Here is an 18,124-nt window from a genome sequence, read left to right on the forward strand (position 1 = left end):
GCTTGTCTATTTTGGAAAGGAGCAACTGTAATGACCTCGCTAGTCACTTCGGACGGGAAAACTCGGCCCGGGAGGAAAACCTCAAAGATTGCAGCAGTATGGAAAGAATATAAAAAATGCAGGTATCTCTTTCTATTACTTACACCCGTACTGATCTGGTACGCCGTATTCGCATACTCACCTTTGTATGGAATTCAGCTGGCATTCAAGGATTTCCGGATTATGGATGGGATCTGGGGGAGTCCCTGGGTCGGATTGAAGCATTTCAAATTTCTGTTCCTGCAATCGCCTGACTTCTTCAAAATTCTGGAGAATACGGTTGTCATCAGTATCTATCATATTGTATTCGGTTTCCCCGCGCCGATCATTCTTGCGCTGATGATTAATGAAATCCGGTCGTCTAAGTTTAAAAAGATCGCCCAATCGCTTACCTATCTGCCCCATTTCTTCTCCTGGGTCATTCTGGGCGGTATTCTGATCACCTTGCTCTCTCCATCCACTGGAGTAGTGAACTACCTTATTACATTGGTCGGTCTGGACCCGATTTATTTTCTTGGTGATCCCCATTATTTCAGATTTACACTGGTGACCTCGGCGATCTGGAAGGAAGTAGGCTGGGGGACGATCATCTATCTGGCTGCGCTCACGGGAGTTTCCCCCGATTTATATGAAGCGGCTGTCATGGACGGGGCAAGCAGGTGGAAGCAGACCCTCAAAATCACGTTACCGTCCATCCTGCCCGTTATTGTGCTGATGCTTATCCTGCGGATGGGCGGAATTCTCGATGCAGGGTTCGACCAGATTCTGAACCTGTACTCGCCCGCAACCTATGAAGTGGCTGATATTCTGGATACCTATGTGTACCGGGTAGGCTTGCAGAATTTTCAATTCAGTCTGACGACAGCGGTAGGATTATTTAAGAATGTGATCGCTTTCATGCTGGTGCTGTTCACCAACTATATCTCGAAGAAGCTGGGGCAAGACGGATTATTCTAATTTGAAAGGAGCACCAGGCAGTGAGACAAGGCAAAGGGAGTACGCTGTTTCAAATCTTTCTGATTACATTCATGGTTATTCTCTGCATGATCATGTTATATCCATTCGTTCATATGCTGTCGATCTCGTTCAGCAGTCCCGCAGAGTCGTTAAGACTGGGCATCCACCTGTATCCGAAGCAGGTATCCTTGTATGCATGGGAGCGGGTACTGGGGAAAAATGATATCTGGATCGGCTTCGGCAATACCGTCTTCAGAACCGTAGTAGGTACGGTATGCTCCGTTCTCTTCATGTCCATGGGAGCTTATCCCCTGTCGAGAAGATATCTGCCCCACCGCAATGTGTTTACGCTCCTGATCGTATTTACGATGTTCTTCGGCGGCGGCCTGATTCCAACCTATTTCCTGATTAAGAACCTCGGGCTGCTGGATACCCGTGCGGTATACATATTGCCGGGGCTGGTCAGCACCTTCTCCATGCTCATTCTGCGCAATTTCTTCCAGGCGATCCCGGATGAGCTTGAGGATTCAGCCAAAATTGACGGAGCGAACGATTTGCGGATTCTTTTCCAGATTGTATTGCCGCTGTCTCTGCCGGTTCTGGCTACGCTGTCTCTATGGTCGGCAGTTGGACACTGGAACGCCTGGTTTGATGCCGTGCTCTATATTCAGGACCCTGACAAGCAGGTCTTGACCACCTTTTTGCGGAGGGTCGTGATCACAGGCGAGGACCTGTCCATGTACGCCTCCAATACAACAAACACGGCTTTGGGATATCAGGAGCCGATTAAGGCGGCCACCCTGATGTTCACGGCTCTGCCGATTATCATTGTCTATCCGTTCCTGCAAAAGTATTTCGTCAAAGGTACAATGGTAGGCTCGCTCAAAGGGTAACAGGTTGTACTCAATCTGCTATGCAGGCAGGATTGTTTAAATAACAAGCACCAGAGGAAAAAAGGGAGGATATTAGAAAAATGAAAACAAAGACATGGTTGACCGGCATGGCAGCATTGCTGCTGTCCACATCTTTGCTTGCCAGCGGGTGCAGCAATAACGGGAATAATAGTACTTCTTCATCCAATACTCCAGCAGATCCGGGAACGGAAGCGCCAATTGAAATCACTTGGGCGAACAACTGGAACGCGCCGGAAGCCGACAATAACTATGTGCAGAAATTCATTGAGCAGAAATTCAACGTCAAAATTAAAAATGTGAAATTTGAAACGGCAACCTGGAAAGAACAGCTTGGGGTCATGCTTGCCTCCGGCAACATACCGGATGTTCTGGCTGTCGATGGAAGTGTCGGGGACATGGTGCAATGGGCGGATCAGGGCGTAATCGCCAGCATTCCGGTGGAGGATATTAAGACTTATATGCCCAAATATGTGGCAGACGTGGAGAGTGTTGATCCCAAGGCATGGGATGCCGGGAGCTATAACGGCAAGAACTGGGGAGTTCCAAAGGTATGGTCCAACGGCAGCACAGGCTTCATGCCGGGGTATAACGGACAATGGCTGAAAGCGATTGGTTATAGCGAGGCTCCCAAAGATCTGACGGAGCTGGAAGATGTCTTGACCAAGTTCACGAATGGCGATCCGGACGGCAACGGCAAGAAGGATACCTTCGGGATGTCCGGACGCGGTAAAGATGCGCAAATGCAGATGTTTAATCCCATCTTTGCCGCTTACGGTGTGAACCCGTTCCAGTTCAAGCTGGGTTCGGACGGTAAAGTGGAATACGGTGCGATTACGGAGGGAGCCAGACAAGGATTGGCACTTCTGAACAAATGGTTCGAGGCGGGAATTATTGACCCGGAATTCGTTACGGATGGCAATGGTGAAATTCAGACTAAATTTATCAGCTTGAGAACCGGCATGTTCGATACCGGCATGTGGCATCATCTGTATAAAGACGGCTACTTCGGCCAGGTATCGGTAGATAAGGGAATTGAGCTGGTTCCGGGGACTCCGCTTACCGGGCCTGACGGCAAGAAGTATGCATTCTCCAATGGCGCCTTGCAGCCTCCAATCTTCTTCGGCGTTCAGCTTGAAAAGGATGATCAGAAGAGACAGAGAATTCTGGAGATCCTGGAGTATGTCGCCACGGATAAAGAAGGGTATCTGACCACCACTTTCGGTAAGGAAGGGGTAACGTATAATCTGGAGGGCGATCTGGCTGTGGCTATCGAGAATCCAGCGGAAACTTTTGCGGCATTAGGTGTAGGCTTCTATAATCCGCTCGGCGGCAAGGTGGAAGCGATGACCAAATATCATTTCTCTGCTGACAAAATTGCCTTCCGTGACAAGTACACCAAAATCGACGGACTCACTGTGCTGACAGACCTGATGCAATCGACTGTTATGACGACAAAGGCGCAATATGAGACGATTCTGAATACGCTTCAGACCCAGTTTTATATTAAAGCTATCACAGGAGAAGCAGACACGGACAAGGCATTCGATGATTTCAAAGCCCAGTGGCTGAAGTCAGGCGGACAAGCGGAGCTGGATGAAGCCCAGAAGATCTACGAAGAGCGCAGCAAATAAGTCTATTACACGCACGAATTCATGACCGGCTGTGAAGACATGGAGACATGCCTGCACAGCCGGTTTCATCATTTACTGACAGGAGTGGGAATATTGATATCGGAAAATTGGATTCATGTCTATCCGGCACCGGAGGGTGCCGTGCACAACCCGGATTTCTCTGTCCGCGTCCGGACGCCGGGTGAGGAGTGGAAGCCGCTCTTCAGCTACAACGTCAAAGTGGATATGCACAATGTACGGAACGCATCTATGGTCATGTTCGATTGCTCCGGAACCGTTGACATTGAAGTGGAGTATCATCCTGAGACGGTCCGCGAGGCTGTGATCCGGCCGCTATCAGCCGGTTTAGTGGGGGAAATAAGCGGCCGCAGCCTGTCGTTCACCATTGACGGGCCTAAGCTGCTGTCGGTTGAAGTCAATGGCGAACGGTTTCATAATCTTCATATTTTTGCGAATCCGCCGGAAGAGCAGCTGCCGGACATGGAAGGCGGTGAGCTTCTGATGCTGGAGCCGGGACTGCATAATACAGAGGAGCTTCAGCAACAGCTGGAGCATAATGCAGATGGGGGCTCACAGCGAATCCTTTTCTTCAGACCCGGCATTCACCGGCTGAGTGAGCCGCTGCTGCATCTTCCTTCCTGCAGCACGGTGTATATACCGGGAGGGGCTGTCGTTTATGGAGGGTTTGTGTGTGACAGGGTTCATGATGTGACAGTTAAAGGCAGGGGTATCCTGTACATGTCGGATTATGAGAAGAATACCTTTTACCGGGGCTTCGAAATCAAGTATTCAAGTCATATCCACATCGAAGGGATAACCGTGATTGATCCCCCGCACTACACCGTACTTCTCGGCCAGTCGGAGCATGTCCTGATCCGCAACCTGAAATCGTTCAGTACGCGCGGCTGGTGTGACGGCATTGATATGATGGCCTGCAAACAGATCACCATTGAAGGAGGTTTCCTCCGCACATCAGACGATTGTATAGCAGTGTACGCATCGCGTGGCGAATTCCGGGGCGATACTCGGGATGTCTCGGTTAGCGGCTCCATTCTGTGGGCGGATGTCGCCCACCCGGTCAATATCGGCACGCATGGCGATTATGATGGAGAAGGCGATGTGATTGAGAATATCCGGTTCACGGAGCTCGATATCCTGGAGCATCATGAGCCCCAGCCCGATTACTGGGGTTGCCTGGCGATTAACGCAGGCGACAACAATACCGTCCGCAATGTAGCGTACGAGGATATCCGGATTGAATCGTTTGAGCTTGGTGAATTATTCAATCTGCGGGTACTGCAGAACGAGAAATATAACCCGGCTCCGGGCAAGCGGATTGAGCAGATCACGTTCAGGAACATTCACTTTAACGGAACCTGCATGAATCCTTCGCATATTGAGGGGTATGACGATGCACGGGTTGTCCAAGACGTTACTTTTGAGAATGTAACGGTGAACGGCAGCGCCTTTCAATTAGAAGAGCCGTATGTCATCATCGGGAAGCATGCTCAGGGGATAAAGGTGTTGTAAGGGTTGGGACTGCTCTAATTCTTTGAGAAGGATCAACGTCAGCACTTGGATGGACGCTCCGCGAACGGACTGTTGTTCCAATCGCTGTTGCCCCCAGATTTTATTGATTCTCCTTAGCGGTGAAAATCCGGGGGTCTGCTGATGCTTCCGAAGCGAGCTTTCCTGCGGAAAGCTTTCAGGCGACCGCTAACGCTTTTACGCGGGTCAGTCCGTCCCCTCCGCTGTTTAAGCGGGGAAAGTGTATCAGGACAAAAGAACAACCGGGGCATTCGATTGCCCGCAATCTGCTGAAGCGAGCAGTCATAGACTAAAACATAGAGCAGCGCTCCCCCCATAACAGGGGAAGCGCTGTTTTGCTTTTTTGGTCAATAGTTTACACCAAGGACAGATCGATACGCGGTGTTTACAGCCGTAAATAGAAAAAGCGCAGCAATTCCTCGAAAAATCCTCCAGAAAATTGCAGATGCAGGCTAGGCAGTGAAGAAACTACGCCTATCCGAAAAGAAAGATATCCAGGCTGTGGGGAAGGCCGGAAAGCGTATTTGGACAGCAGAAGGACAACCGGGGCTTCCGGTGTATTCTGCTTCGCAGCATGAAAAAAGTGGCTGGAGGTAGGCTAAAGAGAGAATTCTTTTTTAGATTGTAAATTGGATTCCCGCTTAAACAGCGGAGGGGACGGACTGACCCGCGTAAAAGCGGCAGCGGTCGCCTTGGTCTCCGGATTTTCACCGCTAAGGGGAATGAAAAAAATCTGGAGAGCACAGCGATTGGAACAACGTTCCGTTCACGCAGTGTCCATCCAAGTGCTGACGTACATCCTTCTCCAAAAACAAGGGCTGTTCCAAGCAGCCGTTTCCTGGATTTTGGGACAACCCCTTCTGTCTAGGGAAAGAATACATTTGCAGCAAACCGGCTTAAGGAGTGACCTCGGTAAAGGTAGCATCTGCGCTGAATGCAGAACCGGACTCGGCCTGAGCGAATAACAGATAATTGCTGTGGCGCAAATATTTGGTCTGGTCTGTCCACATCTGATAAGAGGACTTCTGCGGGTCGGCCAAGCCGGCTACGCGGCGGAAGGTTGCTTCATTATTGAAGGCTGCAGTACTGTCGCCCGGGTCCAGCCATACTTCCCCGTTGGAACGGACCCGCAGGAACCGTCCCGGGTAATTGACAGACTCGAACGATACACCACCCGCATTGGCCAGGCCGACAACCATCTTGAATTGTGAATCCTGGGCAGGGGAGACGCCGGCGTCTATCCGGGCGCGGTAGCTGCTATGCCGGAGGAAGCGGTCCGGGTAGTTATACGACTGCAGGCGGACATTCACGGAGACCGGTTCGAGTCTCCATTGCTGGTGGCTGCCGAGCGAGTAACGCCATTGATCAATCAGGGCGGCTTCACTAGACGAAGCGTTGACCACATCGGCCGGCTTATTCGAATGCACAGGGGTAATCCGGTAATATCCGCTGCCTACAGGGATGAAAGCGAACTTCTGATGGTCTCCGCCGTTGCCGGAGTATACTTGGAATTTGGCTCCATGGTCCAGAGAGCCGCTTGCGACCTCGAGGAATAGCCCGCTCTGCACATTCTTAATGCTGTACTGGCCGCCGCCAAGATGGGTTACGGTCCATTGCTGGCTGACTGCTCCAGTATAGGTTGATTTCCGTACCGGGGAGTTGTTCGCCGTACCGGCGGCTTCCATAGCCTTGCCGTCCAAACGGACGGAGAAGCGGTAAGTACCATCCGGAATATTGCCTCCTGGAAGAGATGCTGATTCCCCGGAGCCAGCCGGGCGGGTATAGAGCAGCGTGCCGAATCCAAGCTGGTCAAAGGTGGAGGGGTACTGCGTATTCGCGCCACCTTCCGGTCTTGTCAGCGCGGCGCGGGCAGCAATATTGGGGACTGCTATTCCTTTCCGGTTAGCATAATGGTTATAGATCATTTCCCAGATGGGGCGGACCTCATTGCGGCTGGCATTGGAGACAACGGTCTGGGACTGGACGGCACCGTTCGTGCCGGTGCCCCACTCGTAGGCGGCAAACGGCACATCTGCCCCGTTATTGTATTTGGCTACATATTCGGCGGCCCGCAGGAAGCGGTTGTTCGCCCAGCCGTACAGATCGTCGCCCTGATGCCAGGCCATCTCATTAATTACAGCCATCAGGCCGACGCCGAGCTGGGTATGCGCCTGGTCGCGCCCGGATTCCTGCCACTGGGCCAGCCCGTTCGGATGAAGGAAGGGAATCGCATTATAAATCGAGCCATTGCCAGCTCCGTGCTTGTAATATTCAACTCCAACATTGTAGATATCCGCGCGGTCACAGAAGATTCCGATAGCCACAGCCGAAGCCATATTAGCCAGATCCCAGTTGGCCCAGTAATTCTGGATGTAGGCGTCATTATGATCCTGGCCGAATTCATTGCCGATCAGGAACCGTTCATTCAGCGGCTTGTAAAAGACATTGATCAGCATATCCTGCATCTGCGTTACATTAAAGCCGGGATAATCCCGCATGAGTTCGGCTGCATTGGCCAGTTCATAGCCATACAGGCCGGAAGCCAGATAACGGTCCGCATTGCCTGAGACGGCCGTAAGGGTGGACGACCAGGCGTTCAGAATATCGCGCGCGGTGTCTCCGTTGGCCGTGCTTCCGCTGATCTTCCAGCGCAGGGCATTCTGGTAAGCGCGGGCTGTATCCCTATAGAGCAGAGCCACATTATCTCCCGTGCCGCCGCGGATAATCGTGGCGGTTGCCTGCGGGGTCCAGCCGGCTTGCGACAGCGGGCTGTTCACGAGCTGGTTCCACCCATCCAGAACCGGCTGGGTTCCGGCATTCACCATCTGCCTCATGCGGTCGAAATCCGCCTGCGAATGGAGCAGGCCCGGATGTGCAAAGCCGCCTGCCGGAGCCGCCTCCGCTTGCTGGTCCGGTACGAGTCCGGTTAAACCTGCTGCAAGGGTGAGGATAAACAGGATCATCACAAACTTTTTCATATTATCAGCTCTCCTTCTTATTATGGAATCGCTTCCATCCCGTACTATAGCCCAATCCCGTCCGGGAATAAATTCCAATTATATTAGAAAGAGTGCATTTCTTAATGCTTTTTATAATCCGGATCTTTCCTGCGGGGGGATTGGAGCTTTCGTTAAAGTTTGAATGAAAACATAAGAAAACAAAAGAATTTACAATAGATAGCAAGTTGAGAATTTGCTATGATGAGCCGTGTTTCCGCGAGGAAACGGATTGTATAACACAAAGTTATTCATTCACAAGGAGGTTGGATATGAGCATCGGGAAATCCCTGTTATCGAAAGCGCTTGTCATTATGATCTCAAGCATCCTGTTAGCTGTAACCCTGATTGTAGATATTGCCCTGCCTATGGCTAAGGCGGAGGCCAGTATTCCTGAACCCACGGATATGGTTATTATTCATGAGACGGTCAGAGGCGGGTTTACCCATCCCGGGGTGGGAGTGACCAAGTCTGTTCTGGAAAATATGCGCGAGCAGGTGATCGCGGGGAAGGAGCCCTGGGCTTCGTATTACGCGGCCATGACGAAGTCGTCGTATGCTTCCAGAACCGTTACATCAAACCTGGCCAGCGCGGCAGATCCGTCCAAGCCGAAAAGCGTCGCCGTGAACAGCAAGGGAGCATTCGTTACAGACGGGTTAAGTGCGTATACGCAAGCTCTCATGTATTACATTACCGGAGATGAAGTTTATCGGGCCAATGCGATGGCTATTATCCGCATCTGGGAGCAGATGGACCCGGCCCAGTATACGTATTTTACGGACTCTCATATCCATATGGGCATTCCGCTGAACCGGATGGTGACCGCGGCGGAGATTCTCCGGTACACCGTTGCCCGGAACGGGGCGCTTAGCTGGACGGAAGCGGATACCGCCAAATTCACGTCCAATCTGATTGTGCCGATGACGGAGACCTTTCTGCACGGCAATAACTATTTCATGAACCAGCATTTGTATCCGCTGCTCGGGGCGATGTCCGGTTATATCTTCACAGACAATATGGACCGGTACAAGGAAGGCGTTGAATGGTTTACGGTTAATAAGACTGCCGTGGATCAGGGCCAGAACGGTGCGATCCGGCAGCTGTTCCGGCTGGTGACGGAAGACGCCGTAACCGGTGAACAGCTGGAGACGCCGAGAGTTCAGCATGTGGAGATGGGCCGGGACCAGGCTCACGGCGCTGGAGATCTTACCAATGTGGAGATTCTGGGACGGTTACTGGATGCCCAGGGCACGAAGGTTGATCCGGCGGATGGAACGCTGTCCACTGCGGATAATGCTGTAACCGCTTACGCCTTCCTGGGCAACCGGATTCTGAAGGCGGCGGATTACTTCGCCCAATATATGCTGGGTTATGACACACCCTGGACTCCCGTTGTGGCCCGCTACGACGCGGAAGGAAATCCGGTAATTTATAAAGTGCTGTCCGGTGCATACCGGGGGCGGATCGGCGGCAATGTATACGGCCAGTATTATTACTATAAATACAGCATGGGGCTGGATATAGAGAAGGAAGCTCCATACTATGCCGAAATGTTCAATAAGCGGACGCCGTATTACTGGGAATCACCCGATGGCGGGGCGGACTACTGGCTGTTCATCCCCAAGGAAGCGGCTTCCGAAGGGGCATCCACCTTGCCCGAAGTCTCGCCCAGCGCAGATTGGACAGAAATCGAGCAGCGGGCTACCAGGCTGGATTCCAATGCGGTGACCCGGCAAGAAGGAGACATTTCCTACGTGCAGGTTAAGGCTACAGAAGCAGGCAGCCGGGTTTCTGTGGTCGCTTCAAGCACAAGCCTGAAGACAGTTGCTCTCCGCATCCGGACCAATGGAACAGCGAGGCTGGAAGTCAACGGCTGGACGGAATCAGAGCTCGTACTGCCGGATACGAAGGGCCAGTGGAAATATATAACGCTGACCATGGATCAATATCATGGATTGGGCGATTTGATCTATTTCAAGGTTACGGGTCCCGGAACACTGGTCGACATCGATCATCTGCTGCTGGCGCCGGCAGCCGGATTGACCCCGCCGGTCTTCACTTCCGGACCGGCAGATGTGAATGCATATGCCTATACGGGCTCTGAAGCTGCACTCCAGGTTGATCTGTCTGCCAAAGATGCAGCCGCAGGCGATACTGTGACCTATCAGCTGGACCCTAAACCTGAAGGGGCTGTATTCAATGAGAGCACGGGTGAGTTCTCCTGGATGCCGGAGCAGCCGGGGGTATATTCCCTGATCTTAAGCGCGGACGATGGAGCTGCCGTAACAGCCAAAGCTGTAACCGTTACAGTAGGCAGGAACCGGCAGGAGGCGGCAACGGCTGCTGCCGGCAGGTACAATCCGGAAACCAGCTACATCTCCACGACACTGGCGGAATATATGGCCATGATTGACGATGTGACGAATGCGCTGCCAAGCGCATCCGATGAAGAGATGTACCGGAAGCTGGCCGGGCTGAATCTCGCCGCCCAAGGTCTGAAGGAATTGACACCCCTGATGAAAGACGGAAGCATGCGTTATTTCGATACGGTAGCTTCTTCCACCTTCGGTACAGAGATCGGTAATCTGATCGATAACGCGCCGGACAGCTTTGCCGGATATTATCTGGCCGACAGTCTCAGCTATATTCTGGATTTCGGGGAGAACTTCAAGGTATCCTCCACGGCCTTCGCGCTTCAGCTCAGAACCGGATTCCCTGAGCGGATTGGCGGGGCTGCAGTATATGGCTCGAATGACAAGGAGTCCTGGACCCGGCTCACTCCGGGAGTAACTACGGTATCGGATGCAATGCAGACTCTGGAGGTCGGTGAAGCGCAGCAGGAAGGCCAGTTCCGTTTCCTGAAGCTTCAGATGATCGAGCCGTCAAGCACGATGTTCGAATTGTCCGAGCTTCGCATCTATGGCCTGCGGCATGAGACCCATAACAAGCTGAAGTCTGTAACGCTCAGCTCCCCGCAGAGTACTCAGAACAGGGTAGAAACCGGCAGCAGGGTGGACCTGTCCTTCCAATCTGCTGAACCTATTGAAGGTGTAGAGGTTACCCTACAGGGCCGGCAAGCCTCCATTCACACCACAGACCGGATCAATTGGACGGCTTCTGTAATTATGGACAGTGCTATGCCGGCGGGCAAGATCAAATTCTCTATTAACTATACAACCGCAGGCGGATTGCCGGCCGCGCCTGCCCTGTTCACTACAGATCATTCAGTGCTCTACTATGTAAACAAGTCCAAATATGTGGATGTCACGAAGCTGGCCCGTGTGACGGCTTCAAGTGCCCAATACGGCAGTAATGGTCTGCCTGCAGACAAGGTCGGCTATCTGCTGTTTGACGGCAACACTGCAACCTATGGAGACTTGGCCAGCGGCAACGGGGCTTATTATACGCTGGACTTCGGGCCAGATGCGTCTATCAGGCTCAGCGGCGTCATTCTGCTGCCGAGAACAGGTTATGCCAGCCGGATGAACGGCCTGATCATTCAAGGCTCCAATGATGAGCTGAATTGGAGTAATCTCACCCCGGCTGTGTCTGGGGCGGCTGACCAATCGTGGACCTATATTAATGAAGAACAAATGAAGGACAGCAAGCCTTACCGGTATTTAAGAATAGTGAACCCAGCTTCATGGAGCGGCAATGTAGCTGAAGTAGAAATATTCGGCGAATATAGTATTCCAGCCGCAGTCCTTGAGTCGAAGGTGAAAGGGCCTGAAGGATACACCCGGCTAAGCTACTACCAGTACAAGCAAGAGGCGGACCGGATTGTGGAAGCTGCCGGAGATCAAGGCGCAGATATGCTGGCCTTGCTTAATGAGCTGTTCCAGGCGGAGCGGCTGCTGGTTACGGTCACGGAGCTGCCAGCAGAGAGAATAGCAGTTACCGAACCGATGGTGAAGGCGTCCCATATCTCGTGGGACGGGAAATTATCCGAAGCTGCCAACGGCTGGAAGGCCTTCGACGGTGACAAGGCTACGTATACCGATACCAAAGCCAATCCGGGCTGGGTTGTTGCCGATCTGGGAGCGGGCAATGACAAGGCGTTGTCCAGCTTCAAATTCTATCCGAGAAGCACCCAGGCCCATCTCGGAAGGGTCAATGGAGCGATTCTTCAGGGCTCTTCAGATGGAGAGCACTACACGGATCTATACACCATAAGCGGTATCACCACCGCTGAATGGCATACGGCTGCCATAAGTGAAGATACAGCTTACCGCTATCTGCGTTATTATTCCCCAAGCGGGAACGCCAACGTGGCGGAGCTGGAATTCTATCAGAAGACAGCTGACCGGACACTGCTGGAGTATCTGAGAGAGCAGGCTGAAGGTGTGCAGCGTGACCTCTATACGGAAGAGAGTCTTGTAACTCTGGATACGGCAAAAGCTGCCGCGCTGGACCTGGCTGCGGATGCGGCCCAATCCGCTATCGACGCGGCAGCCACCGGCTTGCTGACAGCCATGGAGCAATTGGTGGTCCAACCGGTCATTGTCAGTCTGAACAAGGTGGAAGTTACAACAGCAGTAGGAACAGCTCCGGAGCTGCCGTCAGTAGTAGAGGCAGTGTATAGCGATAAGACGATCAGATCCCTGTCTGTACTATGGCAGGATATCGACCCGGTTCAATACAGCTCCGTGGGAAGCTTCACGGTAACCGGCGCGGTCTACGGCACGGATGTGCCGGCAGTCGCCAATGTGGCTGTAATGGATGAAGATTCGCCAACGCCGCCGGTACTCCCGACATCACCGACCGGATTAACGGCTTCCTCCATTACTGCGAACTCCCTGAAGCTGGGCTGGAATGCCCCGGCTGATAATGTGCGGTTGGCCGGATATGAGGTCCTGCTGAACGGAGAAGTACATGGTACTGTAACAGGGGATACCTATGAGTATGGCTTCACCCGGTTATTGCCGGATATGTCCTATACGTTCCGGGTGACCGCCTTCGATGATTCGGGTAACAAGGCTTCAAGTAATGACTATACGGTAAAGACACTGAAGGAGGAGGAGCAATCACCGCCAACGCCGTCACCGCCGCCACCGGCTTCACCGGTTGACGGCGGGAATACAGGAGGGACCGCCATTCCGGCCCCAGTCCAGACAGTAATAAGCGTACATGGAAGCCGTATCCAGGTTGTTCCTGCCTTACATCAGGGCGCAGCGCTAATCACACTGAGTGAAGCAAGTCTGGAGGAAGCCCTCAAGCAGGCGATCCAGAATAAGGAGGACACCCTGCATATTCAAGTGCAGCCAAGCGGAGAGCTGTCCTTCATTACGCTGGAGCTTCCGGCCAGTGCCTGGCTCAAGTCACAGCGGGAAGGAATCAGGTTTCTGTCGGTTGAGACCGGATTCGCATCATTGTTAATTCCTCTGGATGCGTCCGGCAACCTGAAGGAAACAGATAAACTGGCCGTGTCGGTCGGACAGGCGGACCGCTCTGGATGGCAGGCATCACTGTCCGGCCTGCTCAAGAACAAGCCTGTCTATGAATTGGGGCTCTCCGTTAACGGGCAGAGCGTGAACATCTTCGCCAACGGCAGCGTGGTGAAGGTAATGATTCCCTATTCGCCGCAAGCGGATGAATCCGTATATGGACTGGTCGCTGCTTCCCTGAGTGATGACGGAGGTCTGGAGGTAATCAAGAATTCCAAATATGACAGAACAAGCGGAAGGCTTGTATTTGGCGCCAGACACTTCAGCAAGTATGCGGTGCTCTCGGTTCCAACCTCTTATAAAGACATGGATGCTTATTCATGGGCGAAGGATGGCGTTACTGCCTTGTCGGCCCGCGAAATTGTGCAGGGGACCGGGAATAATAGTTATGCTCCCGGGCGCGCGGTATCCCGCGCCGAGTTCTTGAAGATGATGATGGAAGCCTTTGAATTAGTGCAGGCAGGTCAAAGCTCCTCCTTCCAGGATGTGAGATCCGGCCAGTGGTATGCGGATGCGGTTGCATCAGCGGAGGCTTTGGGAATTGTTACGGGATACGGGAACGGTACCTTCGGTGCGGGCCGCAGCATTACCCGGGAAGAAATGGCGGTCATCACCGTCCGCGTTTTGAAAGCGGCGGGAGAAGAACTGCCGAAGCATCGTGAAGCAGTCAAGTTCAGCGACGCACCGTTAATCTCCACTTTTGCCCTGGATGCGGTGAAACTCATGACTGAAGGAGGCTTCATCGAAGGCCGGAGCTCAGGCGATTTTGCTCCGAAGTCACAGGCCACGCGGGCGGAAGCTGCGGTGCTTGTGGCAAGAGTGCTGGGATTGATTTAAGCTGCTCCAGATGAGGAACAAATTCCCATTCTTCTGCGTCTAACCTTACAGGACTAGCCAAACGCACTGGAGGGGAATAGATATGAGAGCAGCACCAATGAACTGGTTGACCAGGAAGACTGCACTTATTGCATTATGTATATTGCTGCTATTGATGGATGGAAGGGTAATAATGGCGGAACCGTCTGCAGGGCCAAAGGCGACGGTGCATTTCACAGCGGAAATGCAGCAGCTGCTTGACGGGGCAGAGCGTGTTCTGCTGGCTGAACAGCTGTTTCCGGACGAAGCAGCCGTAGGCTTCTTCAAGAACGGGCGCAGTCTGCCTAACGGATATTTGGAGAGGACCGCAGACCGGATTCTGGAGCAGCGGGGCAAGTTCGCCAAGGCGTCCGATCTGGTTCAGACTGCGCTGGCTTATAGTGCTGCGGGCGGGAATATCAACAACACCGCCGGCATTGATTTGTATCCGCTGCTCATGAACCATGCCGGTCTTGATTCAGAAGGGGCAGCCGTTGTAGCTGCCGCTTATATTACTACGAATAACTCCACCTTCAATACTTATGAACGGACGAACCGTTATCCCGATATGATCCTCTATCAGCTGCTCGGCATGCAGCTGGCGGACGGCAGCTGGTCCATGGCCGGCCGGAGTAATGGAGATCCGGTGTCAACAGCCCGGGTGCTCACGGCGCTGGCTTCGGTAGCGGGAACGGAACTAACGGAGCAGCCTGTAGAGAAGGCTGTGCAGTGGCTGAGGGACAAGCAGCAGCCGGACGGCGGGTTGGACGGCAAGACTGAGACCACGGCGCAAGTGATTATTGCCCTATCCTCCCTGGGAATGGATGCGGCAGACTTTGCGCAAGAAGGCGGGTCATCGCTGCTGGACCAATTGCTGTCTGCGCAGCTCCCGGGTGGCGGCTTTGCGCAAATGGGAGGCGGCTCAAGTGACCGTTCAGCCACGGTGAACAGCTATCTTGCCCTGACCTCATACAAGCTTTTGGCGGAACAGGCAGGACTTCTGTACAGCGGACTGCATCATGCCGGACCTGAGCGGGCGGTGATCCAGGTGGAAGGCCCCGGCGGTACGCTTGCCGGCGGACGGATAACGGGCGGTGATGCGTTGAAGACGGCCGCCGCTTTTTTACAGTCGAAGGGTCTTGCTTATAAGCTGAATGCAGATGCCGCCAAGCCGGCCTTCACTGCTATTGAAGGAATTCAGAACGGACGGTACAAGGGACGCGGAGAATGGAAAATTGCCGTTTACAGCGGGGGAAGCGCCTGGCTGTTTCCTGAGAACATTTCATCCAGGCTTACCGTTGGTGACGGCGACCAATTGCTGGTGTACTATGCCGATGACACGGAGCTATTAGACCGGATAACGGTGGAATGGAAGGACCAGTATGGCCAGCAGAGCGGAAGTTATGCTACTGCCAATACACCGTTTTCGCTGCGGATCACCAGATCGAACAGCCAGCTAGGCGGCCTTCCGGCCTTTGGGGTGACGGTAACTCTTCAGGGGACCAGCGTAGTCGCTGACAGCACCGGAAAGGTGTCCTTTGCAGGAATGAAGCCTGGCGTTTATCCGGTGCAGATTACCAAATACCGGAAAGATGGCGCTCCCGCGTTAGCCAAGCGTACGTTTGCGCTGCATATTGCTTCCCCTGAGCTAGCCAGATTTACCGATGCCGGTAAAGTTGCCGCCTGGGCAAGGGGGGATATCGCTATGGCGCTGAGCAGCGGGTATATTCAGGGCGTGAGTTCCAGCGGGAATGTGCTTGCACCGAAACAAAAGCTGACCCGGGCCGAATTTCTGACCCTGCTGCTGCGGCTGCTGCATGAGTTCCCGGATTCCAAGCCTGCCTCCGGATTTACCGATGTACCGGCAGGCAAATGGTATAGCGGTACGGTTGCCAAGGCTGTGGAACTCGGCATCCTTAGCTCCTCTTCGGGCAAGTTTGAGCCGGACCGCGGCATTACGCGGGAAGAAGCAGCGGTCATGGTTGTCCAAGCTGCACAGCTGACCACGTACGGTAGTCCTGAACGTATGGGCTTAGCTGATGTTACAGGCCTGACTCCAGCCAGCCGCCAGGCGATTCAAGCCGTCAACGAATACGGAGTTATGATCGGCAGCGGCGGCCGCTTTGAGCCGAAGCAGGTCTTGGTGCGTGAGCAGGCAGCGGCCATTCTGGTCAGGCTGCAGAAGCTCATTCCGGGAGGGAACATGTCTGGACTGTAGGACCAGACATCAAGGCTGCCCCGTTCACGAATCCGTTCCGGGCAAGCGTGATTGGTTGTGAAACAAGATACAGAACAATAACAGGACCGGCCGCTGGGGCCGGTCCTGTTATTGTTCCTGCCATGTTATTTGTCCATGGGGGCAACGCGTTTTTTTCGGCACACGGCGACCACGTACAAAGGATTCATATCTTTTACTTCTCCCAGAGCCACTAGCTCGTAGCCGCTAATGACAGGATTGGTATAAGGCGTGCTTGCTGCGCCCAAATTTCTCGCTTTTCTGATAATCTGGGTTTGGAAGGCAACATAGTCTGTAGTGAAGGTTTGCCCGTATAGCTCCAGGATATCATATTCCTTCAGGAGTTCTCCCACAAGCTCGACAATCGTATATTCATATTTGTGGTAATGATTTCTTGGCTGCTCCACAAAATAAGCGGAAGGGTTCGCAATGCTGCGGTTAGGTGTGGAGACAATAAAGATCCCGTCATCTTTTAAAAGCCTGGAGGATTCCTTAATCCATACACTGCCGTCATCTATGTGCTCAATGGTCTCAAAGGAAACAACGACATCAAAGCTTTTGTCTTCCAGTTCGAGCTTGTTTACATTGCCGTAGGCATACTCAATTAGATCATGACCGTAAGTTTTGCGCGCATTTGACAAGCTGGCTTCATCGATATCTACGCCAAGTACATGGCTGGCCCCGGCCGCCTGCAGCATTTTGGAGCCATACCCCGCTCCGCAGGCGGCGTCCAGCACCCGTTTATCCTTGACGTATTTTTGGGCTAATCTGTATCTGTTCAGATGCTCTTCCAGCACATCTCCATAATTCTTTTTGACCACATCGTTAATGACGACCCGTTCCCCCGTAAAAAGAACATCATTTTGTTCGGTGTCCAGGATTTCCAATACTTCATTTTTTTCCTGAGCGGGTGAGGCGGGCAATACTCCCTTTTGGAACAAAGAATCAAAATATTGTTGATTGGTTATTACGCTTGGGTGATTGGGATAGTAGCCTTGCGATAATTTATGATGCTGAAATGATTTCTCACGATTACCCAGCCGGTCATAGCACACACATAACTGTAAATGGGGAAGCCAGGTTGAAAAGGAGACATCGTATTCCATATGCTCTTGTCCCGTTGTTGCCTTCGTCGCCATGTCAAACCAAAAAACAGCTATATCCAAATGGTTTTTGTTCATAAACGAAACTCCGATTTTGTAACATATTACGGGATGAGGGGTTCCGTAAGCAAAGGATTGAAAAGCCGCGAACAAAGCCTCGTTCACTTTTCCGGAGGCATTGTGACAATCTGAAAGTTTTCCGTACGCCTCGATCATTTCTTGTGATAAAGTTTCTGCTTCCAATAGAAATTTTTCATAAAACACAGCAGCGTGTTCAAAATTGCCTTGAGTGTATAATATATTGGCATATTTCAACAAATTAAGAGAGGCGGTTGAAAGATTAGATTGTTGTGTGTTCTGCTGATCGTTTTCCTGAAGTGTAGCCTGATTATCCATAATCA

8 protein-coding genes are annotated in these 18,124 nt (G+C 52.6%); 6 read left to right on the forward strand and 2 right to left on the reverse strand.

What is annotated here, in order from left to right; all coding sequences use genetic code 11:
- Positions 1–222 precede the first annotated feature (222 nt).
- The 4 genes from MHI42_RS30130 (at position 223) to MHI42_RS30145 (ending at position 5,071) form a co-directional block, all read left to right on the forward strand.
- The gene (locus MHI42_RS30130) at positions 223–996 is read left to right on the forward strand and encodes an ABC transporter permease subunit (RefSeq protein WP_342421542.1); all 774 of its coding nucleotides are present in this window, start codon (positions 223–225) and stop codon (positions 994–996) included.
- A gap of 20 nt (positions 997–1,016) precedes the next feature.
- The gene (locus MHI42_RS30135; RefSeq protein WP_342421543.1) at positions 1,017–1,889 is read left to right on the forward strand and encodes a carbohydrate ABC transporter permease; all 873 of its coding nucleotides are present in this window, start codon (positions 1,017–1,019) and stop codon (positions 1,887–1,889) included.
- Positions 1,890–1,969: 80 nt separating this feature from the next.
- Entirely contained in the window at positions 1,970–3,541 is a 1,572-nt protein-coding gene (locus MHI42_RS30140; RefSeq protein WP_342421544.1) for an extracellular solute-binding protein, read from the forward strand.
- A 93-nt stretch (positions 3,542–3,634) separates the two neighbouring features.
- Positions 3,635–5,071: a glycosyl hydrolase family 28 protein gene (locus MHI42_RS30145; RefSeq protein WP_342421545.1), complete on the forward strand. Its 1,437-nt coding sequence runs from the start codon at positions 3,635–3,637 to the stop codon at positions 5,069–5,071.
- A gap of 914 nt (positions 5,072–5,985) precedes the next feature.
- Here MHI42_RS30145 and MHI42_RS30150 read toward each other — a convergent pair.
- The gene (locus tag MHI42_RS30150) at positions 5,986–8,067 is read right to left on the reverse strand and encodes an RICIN domain-containing protein (RefSeq protein WP_342421546.1); all 2,082 of its coding nucleotides are present in this window, start codon (positions 8,065–8,067) and stop codon (positions 5,986–5,988) included.
- Positions 8,068–8,357: 290 nt separating this feature from the next.
- Here MHI42_RS30150 and MHI42_RS30155 point away from each other — a divergent pair, with 290 nt between their 5' ends.
- Positions 8,358–14,366 carry an S-layer homology domain-containing protein gene (locus MHI42_RS30155; protein ID WP_342421547.1) on the forward strand — a complete coding sequence of 2,003 codons (6,009 nt, stop codon included), beginning with the start codon at positions 8,358–8,360 and terminating at the stop codon, positions 14,364–14,366.
- Between the two features lie 172 nt (positions 14,367–14,538).
- On the forward strand, positions 14,539–16,602 hold the full coding sequence (locus MHI42_RS30160) for an S-layer homology domain-containing protein (protein ID WP_342421548.1): 2,064 nt from the start codon (positions 14,539–14,541) through the stop codon (positions 16,600–16,602).
- 125 nt (positions 16,603–16,727) lie between these two features.
- Here MHI42_RS30160 and MHI42_RS30165 read toward each other — a convergent pair whose 3' ends face one another.
- The gene (locus MHI42_RS30165) at positions 16,728–18,119 is read right to left on the reverse strand and encodes a class I SAM-dependent methyltransferase (RefSeq protein WP_342421549.1); all 1,392 of its coding nucleotides are present in this window, start codon (positions 18,117–18,119) and stop codon (positions 16,728–16,730) included.
- Between the last annotated feature and the right edge of the window lie 5 nt (positions 18,120–18,124).

This window comes from Paenibacillus sp. FSL E2-0178 (assembly GCF_038593005.1).
Taxonomy (GTDB): domain Bacteria; phylum Bacillota; class Bacilli; order Paenibacillales; family Paenibacillaceae; genus Paenibacillus_AQ; species Paenibacillus_AQ phytohabitans.